Origin of the sequence: Pseudomonas fitomaticsae (assembly GCF_021018765.1) — a bacterium.
Classification (GTDB): domain Bacteria; phylum Pseudomonadota; class Gammaproteobacteria; order Pseudomonadales; family Pseudomonadaceae; genus Aquipseudomonas; species Aquipseudomonas fitomaticsae.
This window is the reverse complement of record NZ_CP075567.1, coordinates 5,895,542-5,913,975: the sequence shown is the minus strand read 5'-3', so window position 1 is coordinate 5,913,975 and position 18,434 is coordinate 5,895,542. Positions and strand designations below refer to the sequence as shown.

Here is an 18,434-nt window from a genome sequence, read left to right as displayed (position 1 = left end):
TTGCGACGGGATGTAAGACGCCCTTGTGGGAAATTACACACACAAAAACTTTTCTGTAGGTCGCTATAAACAGGCTGTTTAAGCACTTATCGGGCAGGCACAAAAAACCCCGGATCAACCGGGGTTTTCTTCAAGCCTGTCGCAGGTCGCGAGGCTTAGCCCTTGTAGGCAGCAACCGACTTGGTGATCGCGGCGCGGGCAGCGTCAGCGCCGTCCCAGCCTTCGATTTTCACCCATTTGCCTTTTTCGAGATCTTTGTAGTTCGCGAAGAAGTGCTCGATCTGCTGGATCAGCAGAGCAGGCAGGTCGGTGTATTCCTTCACGTCCACGTACAGCTGGGACAGCTTGTCGTGTGGGACTGCGATGACTTTGGCATCGCCGCCGCCGTCGTCGGTCATGTTCAGGATGCCGACCGGACGCGCGCGGATCACCGAACCTGGAGCAACCGGGTAAGGGGTTACGACCAGCACGTCGAGGGGATCACCGTCGTCAGCCAGGGTGTTCGGGATGTAACCGTAGTTGGCCGGGTAGAACATCGGGGTGGCCATGAAACGGTCAACGAACAGGCAATCGCTGTCTTTGTCGATTTCGTATTTGATCGGCGCGTGGTTGGCCGGGATCTCGATCGCGACGTAGATGTCGTTCGGCAGGTCTTTGCCAGCCGGAATCTTGCTGTAGCTCATTGGGCGTTGCCCCCGTTAGTTGACCAAAAACACTTGGCCGGATTGACCAAAAAGTGGCGGCGATTATAGGCATATTCTGCCGTGGACGCCACGTACCGGAAGTCGTGCAGACCTTTACTCGTGAGCCTGATAGACCGGGTCGGTGGCTTGAAGTTGCTTCAGGCGCGCCAACGGATCCTGGCGATAGAAAAGCTGCAGCTGCGCATACACCTGTGGATAAGCCTCGTGCAGCAGATCCGGAGCGCTGAAGAAGTACTCGCTGGTGACGGCGAAGAACTCGGCCGGGTTCTCGGCGGCATACGGGTCGATGGCGGTTTCGGCGTCTGGATGGCGGTCGAGCTGATGGTTGAGGTCGTCGTAGGCCGCCTGCATCACTTCGGCCCAGTCTTTTACCCGCATGTCGGCGTGCAGCGGTGGCAGGCCGTTGGCGTCGCCGTTGAGCATGTCGAGTTTGTGCGCCAGTTCGTGGATCACCAGGTTGTAGCCTTCCCAGCCACCACTGGCCATCACGCCAGGCCAGGCGAGGATGATCGGCCCTTGTTGCCAGGCTTCGCCGCTGTGTTCGCCGTCCCACTCATGCTCGACGCCGCTGGCATCGCGATGGCGCTGGGGGCTGAGGAAGTCGTCGGGGTAAAGGACGATTTCGTGGAAACCCTGATACCAGTTCAGGTCGCCGAGATGCAAAAGCGGCAATTGTGCCTGGGCGGCGAGCAGCAGGCGTTGTTCCTGGTGCAGCTCGACACCGGGCAGGGCGGTCAGGTGTTTGTCTTCGAGGAACAGCACGCTGGCTTCGCGCAGCCACTGGTCTTCAGCGGCACTGATGCCATCGAGAAAACTCAGGTGATGGCGCACCCGTTGCCACAGTTCGTCGGCAATCGGGTGCCTGGCCAGAATGCGCCGGCGGCGCCAGGCGCTCAGCGACCACATCGGCTTAGTGCGATTGGGCTTTGGTGCCGCCGAAACGGCTGCGAACCACGCCGATGATCATCGGAATCAGCGACAGCAGGATGATGCCGACCACCAGCAGCGACAGGTTCTTCTTGATGAACGGCACGTTGCCGAAGAAGTAGCCCAGCGTTACCAGACCGCCAACCCACAGGACGGTGCCGAACACGCTGAAACCGAAGAAGCGCGGGTAAGGCATCTTCGCGACCCCGGCGACGAACGGTGCAAAGGTGCGGATGATCGGCAGGAAGCGCGCCAGGGTCACGGTTTTGCCGCCGTGCTTGTCGTAGAAATCGTGGGTCTGTTGCAGGTAATCGCGGCGGAAGATTTTCGAGTTCGGGTTGCTGAACAGTTTTTCACCCGCCGTTCGTCCGATCACGTAGTTGGTGCTGTCGCCGAGGATCGCCGCCAGCATCAGCAGGCCCGCCAGCAAGACCGGGTCCATGCCGCCGCCCGCAGCGACTGCGCCGGCGATGAACAGCAGGGAGTCACCCGGCAGGAATGGCATCACCACCAGACCGGTCTCGCAGAAGATCACCAGAAACAGGATGGCGTAGATCCATGGCCCGTAATTATTCACCAGCAGGTCGAGATAAACGTCGAGATGCAGGACAAGATCGAGCGGGTTGAAATCCATGGAGGCACCTGTGGTGACGGCCTGACTCGGCAGACCTGTGCGGATGACTTCGTGTAAGCCTACAAGCAGGTGTAGTTTTTCTTACAAGCCGGAAAGATCGGGATTATACGGGCTGAGGGGTGAAAAGCGCGTTGGTTTTGTAGCGGGGGATGTCGGTGTGAATAAATGTCGGGTTGGCGTTCATTATTGGGGAGGGAGTCTGCTCCCTCCCCGCAGGTCAGACCGCGATCAGAGCTCGTCGCTGATCGGCAGCACGTAGTTCTTGAACTCGGTGTCTTCCTTGAACCCGATGGATTCGTAGGTTTTCTGCGCCACTTCGTTGTCGGCACTGGTGGAGACGCGCATGCGCACGGCCTGGGTTTCCTTGGCCATTTTCTTGGCGGTGCGGATCAGGTTGTCGGCCACCAGTTGGCGGCGGGCGTCCTCGGCGACGTAGATGTCGTTGAGGATCCACACGCGTTTGAGCGACAGGGAGGAAAAGCTCGGGTAGAGCTGGCAGAAGCCCATGAGCTTCTTGTCGTCGTCATCGGCCAAGGCCAGGTAGATCACCGATTCCTTGCGTCGCAGGCGCTTTTCGAGAAACGCCCGGGACGAGTCCGGATAGGGCAGGGAGCCGTAAAACTCGCGGTACTTAACGAACAACGGGGTCAGCAAATCCAGGTGTTCGAGGGTCGCTTGGATAATCCGCATGGTAGGTCTCGTCCTTCAAGTGGCTGTCTTCACGTGGGGCTGACGGCATCGGGAAACCTTGGGCGGCCGTGCGTCGATCCTGCCTCAAACCGGCGCAGAAAGGCAATGCGGAAACGGTTCAGGCTGGGGGCGGATCGAGTAGGAAATTACTCTTCATGTCTGCACCGGCTTCCGATTCCAGCGTCTGAACCTGCGCTTCGTCCTTCAGATTGACGCCCGACAGCTGTCGCCGACAGGCTTCGCGCATCAGGTACAGCAAGCGATGCGCCGCCATGCCGTAACTGAGCCCTTCCAGCCGCACGTTGGAGATGCAATTGCGGTAAGCATCCGTGAGGCCGACCTTTGGATTGTAGGTGAAATATAAACCCAGGCTGTCCGGCGAACTGAGGCCCGGGCGCTCTCCAATCAGCATCACGACCATTTTGGCGCCCAGTAACTGGCCGATTTCATCACCGATCGCCACTCGGCCCTGCTCCACCAGCACTACAGGCGCTGTCGACCATTCGTCGGCGCTCATCTGTTCTTCCAGGCGGGTGAGAAACGGCAGGGTATGCCGATGGACCGCCAGCGCCGAGAGACCATCCGCCACGACAATCACCAGATCCACGCCGCCCGGATGCGCTTGGGCATAACCGCGCAGGGCTTGCGCCGATTGATCGCTCAATTTGCGCCCGAGATCCGGGCGTTGCAGGTAGCTGTTGCGATCCACCGCCGCGCTGTGCAACAGCAGACTGTCGCGCTGGCGCTCGGTCAGTTGGGCGCTGAGCCCGGCGTGATCGAACGGCAAATGCACGGCGTCCCGAGCCTGCGCGTGGGCGAACTGGAAATCCAGCTGTGCGCTGGTCGGCAGGCTGGTGCCGGTGCGGCCGAGGGCAATGCGCGCCGGGGTCAGACGGCGCAGCTCCAGCCACGGGTTTTGCGGATCGACGGGCGGTTTTTCCATCTGACTCATCCCAGTTGCGCCAAGGCCTGGCGGAAGGCCGGCGGCAGGTTGTTGCCGAAGCGGACCTTGCCGTCCGCCTGGGTGAAGATGCCCATGTTCGCCAGCCACTGCTCGAACTCCGGCGCCGGTTTCAGGCCCAGGGTCTGGCGCGCGTAGAGCGCGTCGTGGAACGAGGTGGTCTGGTAGTTGAGCATGATGTCGTCGGAGCCGGGGATGCCCATGATGAAATTGATCCCGGCCACGCCGAGCAGGGTCAGCAGGGTGTCCATGTCGTCCTGGTCGGCCTCGGCGTGGTTGGTGTAGCAGATGTCGCAGCCCATCGGCACGCCAAGCAATTTGCCGCAGAAGTGGTCTTCGAGGCCGGCGCGGATGATCTGTTTGCCGTTGTAGAGGTATTCCGGGCCGATGAATCCTACGACGGTGTTCACCAGAAACGGCTTGAAATGCCGCGCCACGGCGTAGGCCCGGGTCTCGCAGGTCTGTTGATCGACGCCGTGGTGGGCGTTGGCTGACAGCGCACTGCCTTGGCCGGTCTCGAAATACATCAGGTTTTGTCCGAGCGTGCCGCGATTGAGGCTCAGGCCCGCTTCATAACCTTCCTGCAACACGTTCAGATTGATGCCGAAACTGGCGTTGGCCGCTTCGGTGCCGGCAATCGACTGGAACACCAGATCCAGCGGCACGCCACGGTTGATCGCTTCTATAGAGGTGGTGACGTGGGTCAGGACGCAGGCCTGGGTCGGAATGTCGTAGCGCTGGATGATCGCGTCGAGCATCTCCAGCATCGCGCAGATCGAGGCGATGCTGTCGGTGGCCGGGTTGATGCCGATCATCGCGTCGCCGTTGCCGTACAGCAGGCCGTCGAGAATGCTCGCGGCGATGCCGGACGGTTCGTCGGTCGGGTGATTGGGTTGCAGCCTTGTGGATAACCGTCCACGCAGGCCGAGGGTGCCGCGAAATTTTGTGATCACGCGGATTTTCTGCGCCACCAGCACCAGATCCTGCACGCGCATGATTTTCGACACGGCGGCGACCATTTCCGGTGTCAGGCCCGGAGCGAGGGCGCGCAGGCTGGATTCATCGGCCGCTTCGCTCAACAGCCAATCGCGAAAGCCGCCAACCGTGAGATGGCTGACGACTGCGAAGGCCTGCTTGTCATGGCTGTCGATGATCAGGCGGGTGACTTCATCGGATTCGTAGGGAATCAGCGCTTCCTGCAGGAAGTGCGTGAGCGGGATGTCGGCCAGCGCCATTTGCGCGGCCACTCGCTCACCATCGTTGATCGCGGCGACGCCGGCCAGAAAATCCCCTGAACGCGCGGGGCTGGCCTTGGCCATCACGTCCTTGAGGCTGTCGAAGCGATAGGTCTGGGCGCCGACGGTATGGGCAAATGCGGCCATGGGGCGCGTTCCTCCTGATTCTGTGGATAACTCGATCCCCTGTGGGAGCGAGCTTGCTCGCGAAGGCGTCGTGTCAGGCGACATCATTGTTGAATGACACACCGTATTCGCGAGCAAGCCCGCTCCCACATTGGATCTTTATGCACTTCTATATAGCGGGCACCGGGCGAAAGGCGCGGTGCCGGTGCAACTCATATACCTTCGAGCATAGCGTCTGCCGGTGCCTCGGATCGTTGCTTGGCGGTCAGCTGGAAGTACAGGTAACCAGCAGCCATGAAACCAAGGAACACGCAACCGATGAGCGTGTTGAACCAGGCCATCGCCACCAGGCACACCACCGCGAGGAACAGCGCGATGGCCGGCACCACCGGATAGCCCGGTGCGCGGAAGGTGCGCTCCAGGTTCGGCTCGGTTTTGCGCAGTTTGAACAGGCTGAGCATGCTGATGATGTACATCACGATGGCGCCGAACACCGACATGGTGATCATCGCCGCCGTCAGGGTCATGCCTTGCAGATTGACCAGACCGTCGCTGTAGATCGCCGCGATGCCGATCACGCCGCCGGCCAGAATCGCCCGGTGCGGGGTCTGGAAACGCGAGAGTTTGGCCAGGCCTTTCGGCAGATAACCGGCCCGGGCCAGGGCAAAGAACTGCCGCGAGTAGCCGAGGATGATCCCGTGGAAACTCGCCACCAGCCCGAACAGGCCGATCCACACCAGCATGTGCATCCAGGTCGAATTGTTGCCGACTACCGCTTTCATCGCCTGCGGCAGCGGGTCGTTGATGTTCGACAGTTGGCGCCAGTCGCCGACGCCGCCGGCCATCACCATCACACCGATAGCGAGGAACACCAAAGTCAGGATGCCGCTGACGTAGGCTCTTGGAATGGTGCGTTTCGGGTCCTTGGCTTCCTCGGCCGCCATGGCCGCGCCTTCGATGGCGAGGAAGAACCAGATCGCGAAGGGAATCGCCGCGAAAATGCCCGGAATCGAGCCCATCGTGAACTCGTTGGCGCCCGACCAGCCGTTCAGCACGAAATTGCTGAAGCTGAAGCCCGGCGCGACCACGCCCATGAACACAAGCAGTTCGGCGACGGCGAGCACGGTAACGACCAGTTCGAAGGTCGCGGCGATGCTCACGCCAAGGATGTTCAGGGTCATGAACACGAAATACGCGCCGACCGCTGCGAGTTTGGGGTCGAGCCCCGGATATTGCACATTCAGATAGGCGCCGATGGCCATGGCGATGGCCGGCGGGGCGAACACGAATTCGATCAGCGTGGCGATGCCGGCGATCAATCCGCCTTTCTCGCCGAACGCCCGGCGGCTGTAGGCGAACGGCCCGCCCGCGTGGGGAATCGCGGTGGTCAGTTCGGTGAAACTGAAGATGAAGCAGGTGTACATGGTCGCGACCATCAGGGCCGTGACCAGGAAACCCAGGGTTCCCGCCGTGCCCCAGCCGTAACTCCAGCCGAAGTATTCGCCGGAAATCACCAGGCCGACGGCAATGCCCCAGAGGTGCAGGGTGCCGAGTGTGGGTTTGAGCTGTGTGGTGGAAGTCATAAGTCCTCTCTGTCTTTTTTATTGTTCGATCTGTTGGACTTTCGGGTGCAGCGGTTGAGTGGGTGGATGCTGTTCACGCAGCGGCGGTGTTCACGCAAATCCTGAATGACGGGTACGCAAGGCCCGTGCCAGAGCGGCCAGGCCAGGGATTGTCATCGGGATGAAAAGGGCGACACCGATAGTTCGGTGTCGCCCGGTTTTTTAGAAGAAGCCCAGCGGATTGATGTCGTAGCTCACCAGCAGGTTTTTGGTCTGCTGGTAGTGGTCGAGCATCATCTTGTGGGTTTCACGGCCGACGCCGGATTTCTTGTACCCACCGAACGCGGCATGCGCCGGGTACAGGTGGTAGCAGTTGGTCCACACGCGACCGGCCTTGATGGCGCGGCCCATGCGATAGGCGCGGTTGATGTCGCGGGTCCAGAGGCCGGCACCGAGGCCGAACTCGGTGTCGTTGGCAATCGCCAGGGCTTCGGCTTCGTCCTTGAAGGTGGTGATGCTCACCACCGGGCCGAAGATTTCTTCCTGGAACACGCGCATTTTGTTGGTGCCCTTGAGCAGGGTCGGCTGGATGTAATAACCGGAAGCCAGGTTGCCTTCGAGTTTTTCCACCTTGCCGCCGGTCAGCAGTTCGGCACCTTCGCCCTTGGCGATTTCCAGGTACGAAAGGATCTTGTCGAATTGCTGCTCGGACGCCTGAGCGCCGACCATGGTGTCGGTGTCGAGCGGGTCGCCACGTTTGATCTGGCTGACTTTCTTCATCACCGCTTCCATGAACTGCGGATAGATCGACTCCTGAACCAGTGCGCGGGACGGGCAGGTGCAGACTTCGCCCTGGTTGAAGAACGCCAGCACCAGGCCTTCGGCGGCTTTTTCGATGAAGCTTGGCTCGGCCTGCATGATGTCTTCGAAGAAGATGTTCGGCGACTTGCCGCCCAGTTCCACGGTGGACGGAATGATGTTTTCGGCGGCGCATTTCATGATGTGCGAGCCGACCGGGGTCGAGCCGGTGAAGGCGATCTTGGCGATGCGTTTGCTGGTGGCCAGGGCTTCGCCGGCTTCTTTGCCGAACCCTTGCACCACGTTGAGCACGCCCGGCGGCAGCAGGTCGCCGATCAGTTCCAGCAGCACGCTGATGCCCAGCGGGGTTTGCTCGGCAGGCTTGAGCACCACGCAGTTGCCGGCGGCCAGGGCCGGGGCGAGTTTCCATGCGGCCATCAGGATCGGGAAGTTCCACGGGATGATCTGGCCGACCACGCCCAGTGGTTCATGGATGTGATAAGCGACGGTGTTGCCGTCGATCTCGGCGGCGCTGCCTTCCTGGGCGCGCAGGCACCCGGCGAAATAGCGGAAGTGGTCGGCAGCCAGCGGGATGTCGGCGTTGAGGGTTTCGCGGATGGCTTTGCCGTTGTCCCAGGTTTCGGTGATCGCCAGGGTTTCGAGGTTCTGTTCGATGCGGTCGGCGATTTTCAGCAGGATCAGCGAACGCGCCTGGGCGGAAGTGGAACCCCAGGCATCGGCAGCGGCGTGGGCGGCGTCCAGGGCTTTTTCGATGTCTTCGGCCGTGGAGCGCGGGAATTCGGCAATTGGCTGGCCATTTACTGGCGAGGTGTTGGTGAAGTACTGACCTTTGACAGGCGCGACGAACTCGCCGCCGATGTAGTTACCGTACTTGCTCTTGAACGAGACTTTGGCGCCTTCAGTACCGGGGTGAGCGTAACGCATGATGTTCTCCTTGGCTGTTGTACTTATCAGAGAGACGCGCATGAGCGCTTGCTATAAGCGTAGAGCAAAGGTCGGGCCACTGCCGTGCAGGTCAGGTAAATCAAGGCCTTGCGTGATTTTTGTCGGACAAGTGGCAAGCGTCTGTGACGGTATCGGTACAGCTGGGATGACAGTTTGTACCGCTTCTGGCACAACCTGTGACCGGGCGGTCTTGCCAGCATTGCAAAGACCGGTTGGCTGGAGGATGCTGGGCACCACTTCACGCATGGGCCGATGAGCCTCGGGGAGAATAATAAGAAATGCACGACAACCATTTGAGTCGCCATGCCCAACAGGTTCTCACCGTCACCCAGGGCAAGCCGCACCTGCATGGCCCCGGTGCCGACCCGTCGATTGCCCGCTCGTGGCTGCGTTGTCTTGAGGACTATCACCTCGACCCGGCCCTGACCATGGCGCCGACCGTGCTCGAACACGGCCGCGTTCTCGAAAGCCGCGAACGGCTGCAACAGGTGTTGCAGATCGCCGGCAATGAAATGAGCAGCCTGCATCAACAACTCTCCGGCGCCGGCCACGCGGTACTGCTGACCGACGCGCGCGGGGTGATCCTCAACTGCGTCACCGCTCCCGCCGAACGCAAGATCTTCGAACGCGCCGGCCTGTGGCTGGGTTCCGACTGGAGCGAGGCCTGCGAGGGCACCAATGGCATCGGCACCTGCCTTGTCGAGCGTCAGGCCCTGACGATTCATCAAGACGAACACTTTCGCGGCCGCCACACCGGCCTGACCTGCTCGGCAAGCCCGGTGTTCGACCCGCACGGCGAACTGCTGGCGGTGCTCGATGTTTCCTCCGCGCGCCATGACGTCTCGCGCCAGAGCCAGTTCCACACCATGGCGCTGGTCAATCTGTCGGCGAAGATGATCGAGAGCTGCTACTTCCTGCGCTGTTTCGATAACCAATGGTTGCTGCGTTTCCATCTCCAGGCCGAGTCCGTCGGGCTGTTCAGCGAAGGGCTGCTGGCGTTTGACGGGGAAGGGCGGATCAGTGCGGTCAATCAGAGCGCACTGAACCTGCTCGGGCACATTCGTGGCGGCTTGCTCGGCAAACCGGTGGAGGCGTTTTTCGACTGTTCACTTGATGAGTTGCTGGGGCGTGCGAGTGCCAATGCCAGCGCCAGTTGGCCGCTGCGCACCCGGGACGGACGGCATCTGTTTGCGGTGCTGCGCGGCGAAACACGTCGGCCGCTGCCGGTAGCACCGGTTCCTGCGCCTGTCGAAGTGCCGCGTCTTGCGGGCATTTGTCTGGGCGACGCTGCGTTGCAGACGGATTTCCGCAAGGCCTTGCGGGTGTTCGAGCGTGACGTTCCACTGCTGATCAATGGCGAAACCGGCTCCGGCAAGGAAGCGTTCGCCAAGGCTGTGCACAGCACCAGTCAACGCGCCGGCAAAGCCTTCGTCGCCCTCAACTGCGCGGCAATTCCCGAGAGCCTGATCGAGAGCGAGCTGTTCGGTTATCGCGGCGGCAGCTTCACCGGCGCGCGTAAGGACGGCATGCGCGGCAAGTTGCAGCAGGCCGATGGCGGCACGCTGTTCCTCGATGAAATCGGCGACATGCCGCTGGCCTTGCAGACCCGTCTGCTGCGAGTGCTGGAAGACCGGCAAGTGGTGCCGATCGGCGGCGAGCCGGAGGCGGTCAACGTGCGGATCATCAGCGCCACCCACCGCAATCTGCTGGAGCGGGTTGGCGACGGCAGTTTCCGGGAAGACCTTTACTACCGGCTCAACGGGCTGGAAGTGGCGCTGCCGCCGTTGCGCGAGCGCAGTGACAAGTCGCAGCTGCTGGATTTCCTGCTGGCCGAAGAGGCGGGCGGGGAAGCGATCCTGATCGACGAGCCGGCGCGTCAGGCGCTGCTCGGGTTCAACTGGCCGGGCAACGTGCGGCAGATGCGCAATGTGCTGCGCACGCTGGCGGCGTTGTGCGATGAAGGGCGGATCGGGCTGGATGATCTGCCTGCGATGTTCCGGCAAGTGCAGCCGCTGTTGGTCAAAGTCGATGAGGCATCGTCCGGACAGCCGCTGGAGGATGCCGAACGGCTGGCGTTGCTCAATGCTTTGGAACACACGCGCTGGCACATGACCCACACGGCCGAGCAGCTTGGCGTCAGTCGCAACACCCTTTATAGAAAGCTGCGCAAACACGGAATCGCCCGCAGCGCCTGACCCCCTGAAAACGAGGATGCGGTTTTCCCCTGCCTGGGCTACCCTGCGGCCATGTTTTACGAGGTCGACTATGCACATTCATATTCTGGGTATCTGCGGGACTTTCATGGGCTCGATGGCGGTTCTGGCCAAAGAGCTGGGCCATCACGTGACCGGCTCCGATGCCAACGTCTATCCGCCGATGAGCACCCAGCTCGAAGCCCAGGGCATTCAGCTGACCCAGGGGTACGATCCGGCGCAGCTCGATCCGGCACCGGATCTGGTGGTGATCGGTAACGCCATGTCCCGCGGCAATCCGGCAGTGGAATATGTGTTGAACAAAGGCCTGCCGTATGTTTCCGGCCCGCAGTGGCTGGCCGACCATGTGCTGCAAGGTCGCTGGGTGCTGGCGGTTGCCGGAACGCACGGCAAGACCACCACCAGCAGCATGCTCGCCTGGGTGCTGGAACATGCCGGCATGAGTCCGGGCTTCCTGATCGGTGGCGTGCCGCAGAATTTCTCGGTGTCGGCGCGTCTGGGTGGCACGCCGTTCTTCGTGATCGAGGCCGACGAGTACGACAGCGCGTTCTTCGACAAGCGTTCTAAGTTTGTCCACTACCGTCCGCGCACCGCGATCCTCAACAACCTTGAGTTCGATCACGCTGACATCTTCCCGGATCTTCCAGCCATCGAGCGGCAATTCCACCACTTGGTGCGCACGATTCCGAGTGAAGGTCTGGTGATCCATCCGACCACCGAACCGGCCTTGCAGCGCGTGATCGAGATGGGCTGCTGGACCCCGGTGCAAACCACCGGAGCCGGCGGTCAGTGGCAGGTCAAACTGCTCAAAGATGACGGCTCGGCATTCGAAGTGATGTTCGAAGGCGTGTCCCAAGGCGTGGTCGAGTGGGAATTGACCGGTCAGCACAACGTTGCCAACGCCTTGGCCACTCTGGCGGCGGCGCGTCACGTCGGTGTTGTACCGTCGATGGGCATCGCCGGGTTGAGCGCATTCAAGAGCGTCAAACGGCGGATGGAAAAAGTCGCGGAAGTACGCGGCATCACCATCTACGACGACTTCGCCCACCACCCGACTGCAATTGCCACCACCCTCGACGGCCTGCGCAAACGCATTGGCGATGCGCCGCTGATCGCGATCATCGAACCGCGCTCCAATTCGATGAAGCTTGGCGCGCACCGTGACGGTCTGCCGGACAGCGTGGTCGATGCCGATCAAGTGATCTGGTACGCCCCGGCCAACCTCGGTTGGGATCTGGCAGGCACTGCCGCGTTGTGCACGGTGCCATCGATTGTCAGCGATTCGCTGGAAGGCATCATCGAACGCGTGAAGAGCCAGGCCCAGCCCGGCACTCATGTAGTGATCATGAGCAACGGCGGCTTCGGCGGCCTGCACGGCAAACTCGCCGAGGCGCTGAAATGAACACTCGTCTGACGAGCAATGGCCCGGAACGCATCACGCTGGCGATGACCGGTGCGTCCGGCGCCCAGTACGGCTTGCGCCTGCTGGATTGCCTGGTGCGCGAGGATCGCGAGGTGCACTTCCTGATCTCCAAGGCCGCGCAACTGGTGATGGCCACCGAGACGGACGTATCGCTGCCGGCCAAGCCGCAAATGATGCAGGCATTCCTCACCGAATACACCGGCGCGTCCGCCGGGCAGATCCGCGTGTATGGCAAGGAAGACTGGATGTCGCCGGTGGCCTCGGGCTCCGGCGCCCCGGCCGCCATGGTGGTGGTGCCGTGCTCGACCGGCACCTTGTCGGCCATCGCCACCGGCGCCTGCAACAACCTGATCGAACGGGCGGCGGACGTCACCTTGAAGGAGCGTCGCCAGTTGATTCTGGTGCCGCGCGAAGCGCCGTACTCGAGCATTCACCTGGAGCACATGCTCAAGCTGTCGAACATGGGCGTGACCATCCTGCCGGCCTCGCCGGGCTTCTATCACCAGCCGCAGACCATCGATGACCTGATCGATTTCGTGGTGGCGCGGATTCTCAATCTGCTGGGCATTCCCCAGGACATGCTGCCGCGTTGGGGCGAACATCATCTGAGCAGCGATGAATAAGCTGCTGGCGGCTGTGCTGCTGATGGCGCTGGCACTGCAACTGAACGGCTGCGCCACGGCGCGCACGCTCGATGCCGCCAAGCCCGGCGCGCCGGTGGTGTATTCCGGCACGCGGCTGGATCTGTATGCGATGAATGGCGGATGTTGCGCGATGGATCGATTCGGGGCCGAGGCACCGAGCTATCCCGGTGTGGATCTGCCGGCCAGCGCATTGCTCGATACGCTGCTGTTGCCGTTGTCGTTGCTGACGGTGATCGGTGTTGGGTTCCAGGCAACGGGCGGGTTATGAAAAACAGTGGCTCGACCACAGAAAGTCGAGCCGTTGCTCCGCCTACAGCGTGATGGTTTCGGGCGGAAAGACGATGTCGTCGGAGAAAATCTCCTGTCCGGCGGGCAGCTCGATGACGCGTTTGCCGGCCTTCGCCACTTCATCGATCAACTCGTCATATTCGACCCGGTTCGATTCTCCTGTTCGTGTGTGGGCCTTGATGGCGTCAGCAGGGTTCTGATTCGAACCGGTGGCCTTGGCGAGCGCCTGCAAATGGATATCTTCCACTGTCGCCGCTCGGGTCATGCCGGAGTTGACCAACCAGACGCGCCTCGATGTGAAGCCGATAGGCGACATAGAAACATGGCCCTCCATCTTCATGCTCGGGAACCACGTTTTGCCATCCTTGGGGGTTCGTTCGAGCCGCGCTGAGTTGTAGGCGCGATTATCCTGACCCGCCACCACCTCCACATTGCGGGTATCGAGCAGGTAGCAAAACAGGATGCGCTGAGCGTTGGGCGTCGAGGTGCCGCTGATTGTCTGGCGCGACTCGTTGCCTGTGACACCCTTGCCTTCATTCGCAAAGTCCATGGCGGTCTTGAGGCTGAACATCGCACTGACCGGTATTTCGCTCGTGGCGCCCGTGGCCGGTAGCACTTGTGGAACCATGGCAGCGGCCTGGGCAATTTCGAAAGGTGTCCGATCATCCACTTTGAACACAGCGGGAATGTCGGTCCTGTACAGATAGTTGTGTTTGTTGCGTTTAAAACCGCAGAGGCGCAACAGCTCTTGAAAGAAGGGGGTGGTCAGGCTGGCCTTCAGCAGGCTGGTGCCTTCTCCCTGATTTCTGAGCTGGATGATTTCCGCATCGATTTCCGGCAAAAACGGTTCGAACAGTCTTTCGTTGCTGACCAGACGGGTGCGCTCTTGATGAGTCCTGACCCACCCAGGCACCTCATCATTGATCAGATTCTTGAACTGCCCTGTTGGTGACAGCTCCTTGCACAATCGCGCCAGTTGCTGGACGGAAAGATTGTAGGGCTGGAATCGGGCGAGGATTTGCTCTCGTGACTTGAGGGGCGAATCAGGGTTGGTCCACAGCCGCAGGTAGTCGATCAGTTGTTCACGCTGTGAAGGATATTCCCGTTGTTTGACCCAGCCGGGTGGTTTCTGGTGGAGCGCGACGTCCCGACGAAAGCGCACAATATCCGGCCCCTCGATCCTGTAAAGATTCCAGATATCGATGTCTCGCCAGAAGGGGCGTAGAACGCTTGCTTGGTAGATCGAATAATCAGTGGGTCTGACGACAGTCAGTCTGGCACCTTCGCGAAACGCCAGTTGAGTGAGCGGTCCGTGACTGTCATCCAGGCCAGATTTGCGCTGCATCTGGACGTAGCCGTGAAAACTCGACTGGTCGAGATCCCAGGTGTAGTAACGCTGGTCCCCGTACGTTGGTGTAATGCTGTTCTCTGTCTCGGAAATACCGGGTGTTGGCTGGCGTGGCGAAGGTGATGGCAGCTCGGGTGTTTTGGGTGTCGACCCGGGCGGCGACGGAGTTTGAGGGGGTGAGGTGTCTCGGTGCAGGGAGACCGATTCGAGGTGTTTCACCCACTCGGCGGGTGTGCGTTTCTGATGTTCCAGAAGACGGTTGAACATGTCGCGGTCCATGTCCGGTCCCAGCCAGCGGCGAAGTTCGTCAAACAGATAGGCGTTTTCCATCCGGTCTGTCCGGACTCTGGCCCACTGAGGTTTCCCGCCGGAGCGGTGGGCTTCGGTGCGAAAACGGGTGATTTCGGTGCCTTGCAGGCCGTAGAGATTCCAGATGTCGCGGTCAGTCCAGGCGGGCAGCAGTTCGGCTGGCTGATCGATGGGATGAGCAGGTGGCTCAACACTGACAAAGGATCCGTTATCGTCCCTGAAGGCATGATGCGACAGAGGTCCGGCGGAGTCGTCCAGGCGCATCTTCCGGTGCATGACCACATAGCCATGGTGTTTGACGACGGTGTCCCACACGTAGTGCCGGGTGTCGATATAAACCGCAGCCGTATCCGGATGCGCCTGGGGCACGAGTTTCTGTGCCGGGCTGTCTGCCTGGCGGTGCATCACGGACCGGATCAGATCACCGCTGTCGGCTGGCTCGCCGACTCGCCAGGTGTTGGTTTGCGGGTCGAATCGCAGGGCAGGGCCAGAGGGGTGCATTTCCTGTGGAAGCTTGGCCCGGTAGGTTCCCGCGCCTTCGTCCCAGCCCACCAAGACCGTAGCGGTCTTGGTGTATTGCACTTCGGCATAAATGCGTCCCCTGTGGACCCGCAACCCTTCGGTATTGGCGCCGGGCAAAAGTGTTCGCGTCTGTGGCGGCAGTTCGTATTGGCGGATTGAATCGGTCGAGTGCTGGTGGCTGGATGGAGTGCTCTCTGCGTCATTGATCGTGGGAATCAAGTCCTGGATCCGTACCGTGGGTAACGAGTTGCTTGAGGGCGATAGTGTCGACAGCTGCGGGTCGGGTTTGTGGTGGGGAGATTCACCGGATCGGATCAAACCCGGAAGCTCAACGCGCGGTGTGGATAAATGCGGTGCTGAGTCGGGGATGTTGTGAGGTGTACCGGTACCTTTCGGTAATGGATTTTTGGGTCTCATGCAGGAGTCCTTTCATTGATTGCCTGACGTGCAAGGCCGTCCCGTGACGGGATGGCCACAGAAGCAGGTGCGCCGGGGAAGGGCACGTTATCCATGGAAGGGAAGTGGGGTGTGGTAGATAGGTATGACGCGGTGATTGATGCGTTTCAGTGCACTTCAATGGGGGGCAGTTCAACGCGAGACGTTCGGACCAATATTGGAAATGGCTGTCCGGATCCGCGTTGAACCGCTGTGACGAGTGAACTTATTTGCCGAGTTTTCTCAGCTCATCCGACTCGACGATCCGCACGCCATCCTGCTCCTCCAGCGCCAGGCGCCACATGGCACGGGCCAGCTGGCAGGCTTCGATGCCACGGTACTTGCCGGGAATCAATTTCGAAAACGGCGCGGCGAGCTGTTCGCCCAGGCGCGGCTCGCTGCGTTCGCCGAGCAGCAGCGATGGCCGGCAGATGGTCAGTTGCGGCCAGTCCTGCGCTCGCAACGCGTATTCCATTTCGCCTTTGACCCGGTTGTAGAACACCGAGGATCGGCGATCCGCTCCCAGGGCACTGATCACGATCAGGTGCCGTGCGCCCATTTCCCGGGCGCGCTTGGCGAAGGCTACGACCATGTCCAGATCCACGGCGCGAAATGCTTCTTCGGAGCCGGCCTGTTTGATCGTGGTGCCGAGGCAGCAATAGGCGATGTCGACCCGACCGGCCAGTTGTGGCAGGAAAGTCTGCGGATCGCCGACCGGGTTTTCCAGATGCGGATGTTCGGCCAGCGGCCGGCGTGAAGGGGCAAGGACGCGGCTGATCGTCGGCTCGTTGAGCAGACGGTCGAGCAGATGTTCACCGGTCAATCCGGTGGCTCCGGCAAGCAAGACATGCTGAGGCGTCAAGTACATAGTGTCTCTCCCTTGATACTGTTCAGCTTAGTTGCTCTTTGTCGCTCCGTCGTTCAACGCAGCACTTTGCAATGCTTTTCTCGCTTGCTGTTTACGCAGCAGTTGCCAGTGCGCCAGCACGGTCTTCGGCGCCCAGATCTGCGGTTCAGAGGCTTCGAAGTTGTCCGCCAGTTCGCGCTCGGCGACGGTGGCCTTCGCCAGCTTGAAGGCTTGTTCCAGGTCGTCGGTCTGGTTCAGCGCCTGGGCAAACAGCGCATCGCCGAAGTAGGTGAAGTTGGCCTCCTCGGAGCAGCCGAACGACACGCGGTCGGCGCGCGAGGCGGTCATGATCAGCGTGCGCTCATCCTTCAGCGCAGGAATGAAGCCCCCGGAATAGCACGAGGAGATGACGATGATCTTGTCGCGGTTCTTCAGCGGCGCGAGCACGGCGGCGAGTTCGTCGGCGGGCAGGTCGGCCAGTTCCATGCGTGGCTGATCGAGCACCAGTTCGTGCTCGGCAGTGCCGTGGCTGGTCAGGTAGATGAACACCAGGTCTTCCGGGCCGCTGCGTTCGGCCAGGGTCAGGGCTGCGCGGCGCAGGTTTTCGCGGGTGGCCATCGGTCGGTCGCCGAGGTGGTCGCGATGGTTGACCAGACGAATCTGGCCAAACGCGCCAAAGCGGCTGGTGAGCATGTTGGCCACGTAATCGGACTCGCGCAGGAACACGCTCTGCTTGCCGTCGCCGCCGAGGGTCAGGGTGTACAGCTCCACCGCCGGGGTCGAGGCCGGCACATTGGCCAGCGCTTCATCGAGCAGGCGACCCTGGGCCAGCAGGCCGAGTTCGAGGGTGTCCGGCAGCAACTTGCCGTCGGCATCGCGTACCCGCTGGCCGTTGATCCAGGTGCCGCTGAGCACGCTGCCATCGGTGAGCACCAGGGTGCCGCGTCCGGAATAGCTGTCGCTGTCGAATCCGCCGACGTAGAAACTTCCATCGGACAGGTTCAGCCGGCCCTGACCGCTGAAGCGCCAGTCGTTGAAATAGCCGATGTAGTGGCTGCCATCGGCGCCGATCAGTTCGCCCTTGCCGGTCAGCGCGCCTTCCTTGAACTGCCCGAGCCAGACGTCGCCATCGGCGTTTTCGTAGCGGCCCTTGCCGTGCAGTTGATTGTTCTTGAAGCCGCCGACGTAGATGTCGCCGTCGGCACTGTTGAAGGTGCCGTTGCCTTCGAGCTGGCCGTTGACGAAGTGGCCGGTGAACTGATTGCCGCTGGCATCGCCGCGCTGGCCTTCGCCGTTGGGTTTGCCGTGGGCGAACTGGCCCTGATAGGAGCTGCCATCGTCCAGCTCGAGGCGACCGAGCCCGGAATACTGGTCGGCCTTGAATTCGCCGCGATAGGTCATCGCGTTTTCTTTGAGGGTGCCTTCGCCGTCGCGCCGGCCCAGCTTGAAACCGCCGGTGTAGCTGCCGGCCGTGGTGGTCAGCGTACCCTGGCCGTCGAACAGGCCTTGCTGGAAGTTGCCGCGATAGACCTCGCCATTGCTGCCGTGCCATTCGCCCTGGCCATGCCATTGCCCCTTGTCGAACGCCCCGGCGTACCAGCTGCCGTTGGGGTAGTCGACCCGGCCCTGGCCTTGCAGCAAGCCATCGACCAGTTCACCGCGATAGCGGCCGCCGTCGGGCAGGCGCGCATCCGGCGGCAACAGCGATTCGCCGTCGCCACACGCGGCCAGCAACAGGGTCAAGGCAAGGGGAGCAAGAGGGGCGAATGAGCGCATAGCGGGATCCGGGCAATTAGGCGACC

Annotated in this window: 15 protein-coding genes; 4 read left to right on the top strand and 11 right to left on the bottom strand. The window is 61.4% G+C overall.

Translation table 11 applies throughout. From position 1 onward, the window contains the following. Window positions 1-155: 155 nt before the first annotated feature. From ppa to exaC, 8 genes are all read right to left on the bottom strand, one after another. Complete coding sequence (gene ppa / locus KJY40_RS26795) at window positions 156-683, bottom strand: inorganic diphosphatase (protein ID WP_007933577.1); 528 nt, start codon at window positions 681-683, stop codon at window positions 156-158. A 114-nt stretch (window positions 684-797) separates the two neighbouring features. After that, window positions 798-1,610, bottom strand: a complete 813-nt coding sequence (locus KJY40_RS26790) for a M90 family metallopeptidase (protein ID WP_230733749.1) — start codon at window positions 1,608-1,610, stop codon at window positions 798-800. A gap of 4 nt (window positions 1,611-1,614) precedes the next feature. Further along, window positions 1,615-2,265, bottom strand: coding sequence for a DedA family protein (locus tag KJY40_RS26785; RefSeq protein ID WP_039771888.1), 651 nt, complete (start codon window positions 2,263-2,265; stop codon window positions 1,615-1,617). 228 nt (window positions 2,266-2,493) lie between these two features. Then, the gene (locus tag KJY40_RS26780; RefSeq protein ID WP_007958617.1) at window positions 2,494-2,955 is read right to left on the bottom strand and encodes a GNAT family N-acetyltransferase; all 462 of its coding nucleotides are present in this window, start codon (window positions 2,953-2,955) and stop codon (window positions 2,494-2,496) included. A 118-nt stretch (window positions 2,956-3,073) separates the two neighbouring features. Next, window positions 3,074-3,907, bottom strand: a complete 834-nt coding sequence (eutC, locus tag KJY40_RS26775) for an ethanolamine ammonia-lyase subunit EutC (protein WP_407681978.1) — start codon at window positions 3,905-3,907, stop codon at window positions 3,074-3,076. Continuing rightward, complete coding sequence (locus tag KJY40_RS26770) at window positions 3,904-5,298, bottom strand: ethanolamine ammonia-lyase subunit EutB (RefSeq protein WP_230733747.1); 1,395 nt, start codon at window positions 5,296-5,298, stop codon at window positions 3,904-3,906. The genes eutC and KJY40_RS26770 overlap by 4 nt, the downstream gene beginning before the upstream one ends. Before the next feature lie 191 nt (window positions 5,299-5,489). After that, window positions 5,490-6,860 carry an ethanolamine permease gene (gene eat, locus KJY40_RS26765; RefSeq protein ID WP_085608773.1) on the bottom strand — a complete coding sequence of 457 codons (1,371 nt, stop codon included), beginning with the start codon at window positions 6,858-6,860 and terminating at the stop codon, window positions 5,490-5,492. Window positions 6,861-7,061: 201 nt separating this feature from the next. Further along, window positions 7,062-8,582: an acetaldehyde dehydrogenase ExaC gene (gene exaC, locus KJY40_RS26760; protein ID WP_007958625.1), complete on the bottom strand. Its 1,521-nt coding sequence runs from the start codon at window positions 8,580-8,582 to the stop codon at window positions 7,062-7,064. Between the two features lie 299 nt (window positions 8,583-8,881). Between exaC and KJY40_RS26755 the strand changes: the two genes are divergently transcribed. The 4 genes from KJY40_RS26755 to KJY40_RS26740 all read left to right on the top strand — a co-directional run bounded on the left by KJY40_RS26755 (window position 8,882) and on the right by KJY40_RS26740 (window position 13,151). After that, on the top strand, window positions 8,882-10,798 hold the full coding sequence (locus KJY40_RS26755) for a sigma-54-dependent Fis family transcriptional regulator (RefSeq protein WP_230733746.1): 1,917 nt from the start codon (window positions 8,882-8,884) through the stop codon (window positions 10,796-10,798). Window positions 10,799-10,868: 70 nt separating this feature from the next. After that, complete coding sequence (gene mpl, locus KJY40_RS26750; RefSeq protein WP_007958628.1) at window positions 10,869-12,218, top strand: UDP-N-acetylmuramate:L-alanyl-gamma-D-glutamyl-meso-diaminopimelate ligase; 1,350 nt, start codon at window positions 10,869-10,871, stop codon at window positions 12,216-12,218. After that, window positions 12,215-12,862 (top strand): flavin prenyltransferase UbiX, encoded by a 648-nt coding sequence (ubiX, locus tag KJY40_RS26745; protein WP_230733745.1) that lies wholly within the window; start codon window positions 12,215-12,217, stop codon window positions 12,860-12,862. Before mpl ends, ubiX begins: the two co-directional genes overlap by 4 nt. Further along, window positions 12,855-13,151, top strand: a complete 297-nt coding sequence (locus KJY40_RS26740; RefSeq protein WP_230733744.1) for a YceK/YidQ family lipoprotein — start codon at window positions 12,855-12,857, stop codon at window positions 13,149-13,151. Before ubiX ends, KJY40_RS26740 begins: the two co-directional genes overlap by 8 nt. A 42-nt stretch (window positions 13,152-13,193) precedes the next feature. On the opposite strand, the gene KJY40_RS26735 is transcribed toward KJY40_RS26740, so the two are convergent. From KJY40_RS26735 to KJY40_RS26725, 3 genes are all read right to left on the bottom strand, one after another. Next, entirely contained in the window at window positions 13,194-15,569 is a 2,376-nt protein-coding gene (locus KJY40_RS26735; protein WP_230733743.1) for a hypothetical protein, read from the bottom strand. Window positions 15,570-16,011: 442 nt separating this feature from the next. Next, window positions 16,012-16,653: an oxidoreductase gene (locus KJY40_RS26730; RefSeq protein WP_007958634.1), complete on the bottom strand. Its 642-nt coding sequence runs from the start codon at window positions 16,651-16,653 to the stop codon at window positions 16,012-16,014. Between the two features lie 27 nt (window positions 16,654-16,680). Next, a complete protein-coding gene (locus KJY40_RS26725; RefSeq protein WP_230733741.1) occupies window positions 16,681-18,408 on the bottom strand; it encodes a C13 family peptidase in 1,728 nt (575 codons plus the stop codon). Window positions 18,409-18,434: the final 26 nt, after the last annotated feature.

Excerpts from the sequence above, each read along its gene's own strand:
- KJY40_RS26730 (WP_007958634.1), bottom strand. The coding sequence starts at position 16,653 with ATGTACTTGACGCCTCAGCATGTCTTGCTTGCCGGAGCCACCGGATTG.
- KJY40_RS26770 (WP_230733747.1), bottom strand. The coding sequence starts at position 5,298 with ATGGCCGCATTTGCCCATACCGTCGGCGCCCAGACCTATCGCTTCGAC.
- exaC (WP_007958625.1), bottom strand. The coding sequence starts at position 8,582 with ATGCGTTACGCTCACCCCGGTACTGAAGGCGCCAAAGTCTCGTTCAAG.
- ppa (WP_007933577.1), bottom strand. The coding sequence starts at position 683 with ATGAGCTACAGCAAGATTCCGGCTGGCAAAGACCTGCCGAACGACATC.
- mpl (WP_007958628.1), top strand. The coding sequence starts at position 10,869 with ATGCACATTCATATTCTGGGTATCTGCGGGACTTTCATGGGCTCGATG.
- KJY40_RS26725 (WP_230733741.1), bottom strand. The coding sequence starts at position 18,408 with ATGCGCTCATTCGCCCCTCTTGCTCCCCTTGCCTTGACCCTGTTGCTG.
- eutC (WP_407681978.1), bottom strand. The coding sequence starts at position 3,907 with ATGAGTCAGATGGAAAAACCGCCCGTCGATCCGCAAAACCCGTGGCTG.
- ubiX (WP_230733745.1), top strand. The coding sequence starts at position 12,215 with ATGAACACTCGTCTGACGAGCAATGGCCCGGAACGCATCACGCTGGCG.
- KJY40_RS26790 (WP_230733749.1), bottom strand. The coding sequence starts at position 1,610 with ATGTGGTCGCTGAGCGCCTGGCGCCGCCGGCGCATTCTGGCCAGGCAC.
- KJY40_RS26785 (WP_039771888.1), bottom strand. The coding sequence starts at position 2,265 with ATGGATTTCAACCCGCTCGATCTTGTCCTGCATCTCGACGTTTATCTC.
- KJY40_RS26740 (WP_230733744.1), top strand. The coding sequence starts at position 12,855 with ATGAATAAGCTGCTGGCGGCTGTGCTGCTGATGGCGCTGGCACTGCAA.
- eat (WP_085608773.1), bottom strand. The coding sequence starts at position 6,860 with ATGACTTCCACCACACAGCTCAAACCCACACTCGGCACCCTGCACCTC.
- KJY40_RS26780 (WP_007958617.1), bottom strand. The coding sequence starts at position 2,955 with ATGCGGATTATCCAAGCGACCCTCGAACACCTGGATTTGCTGACCCCG.
- KJY40_RS26755 (WP_230733746.1), top strand. The coding sequence starts at position 8,882 with ATGCACGACAACCATTTGAGTCGCCATGCCCAACAGGTTCTCACCGTC.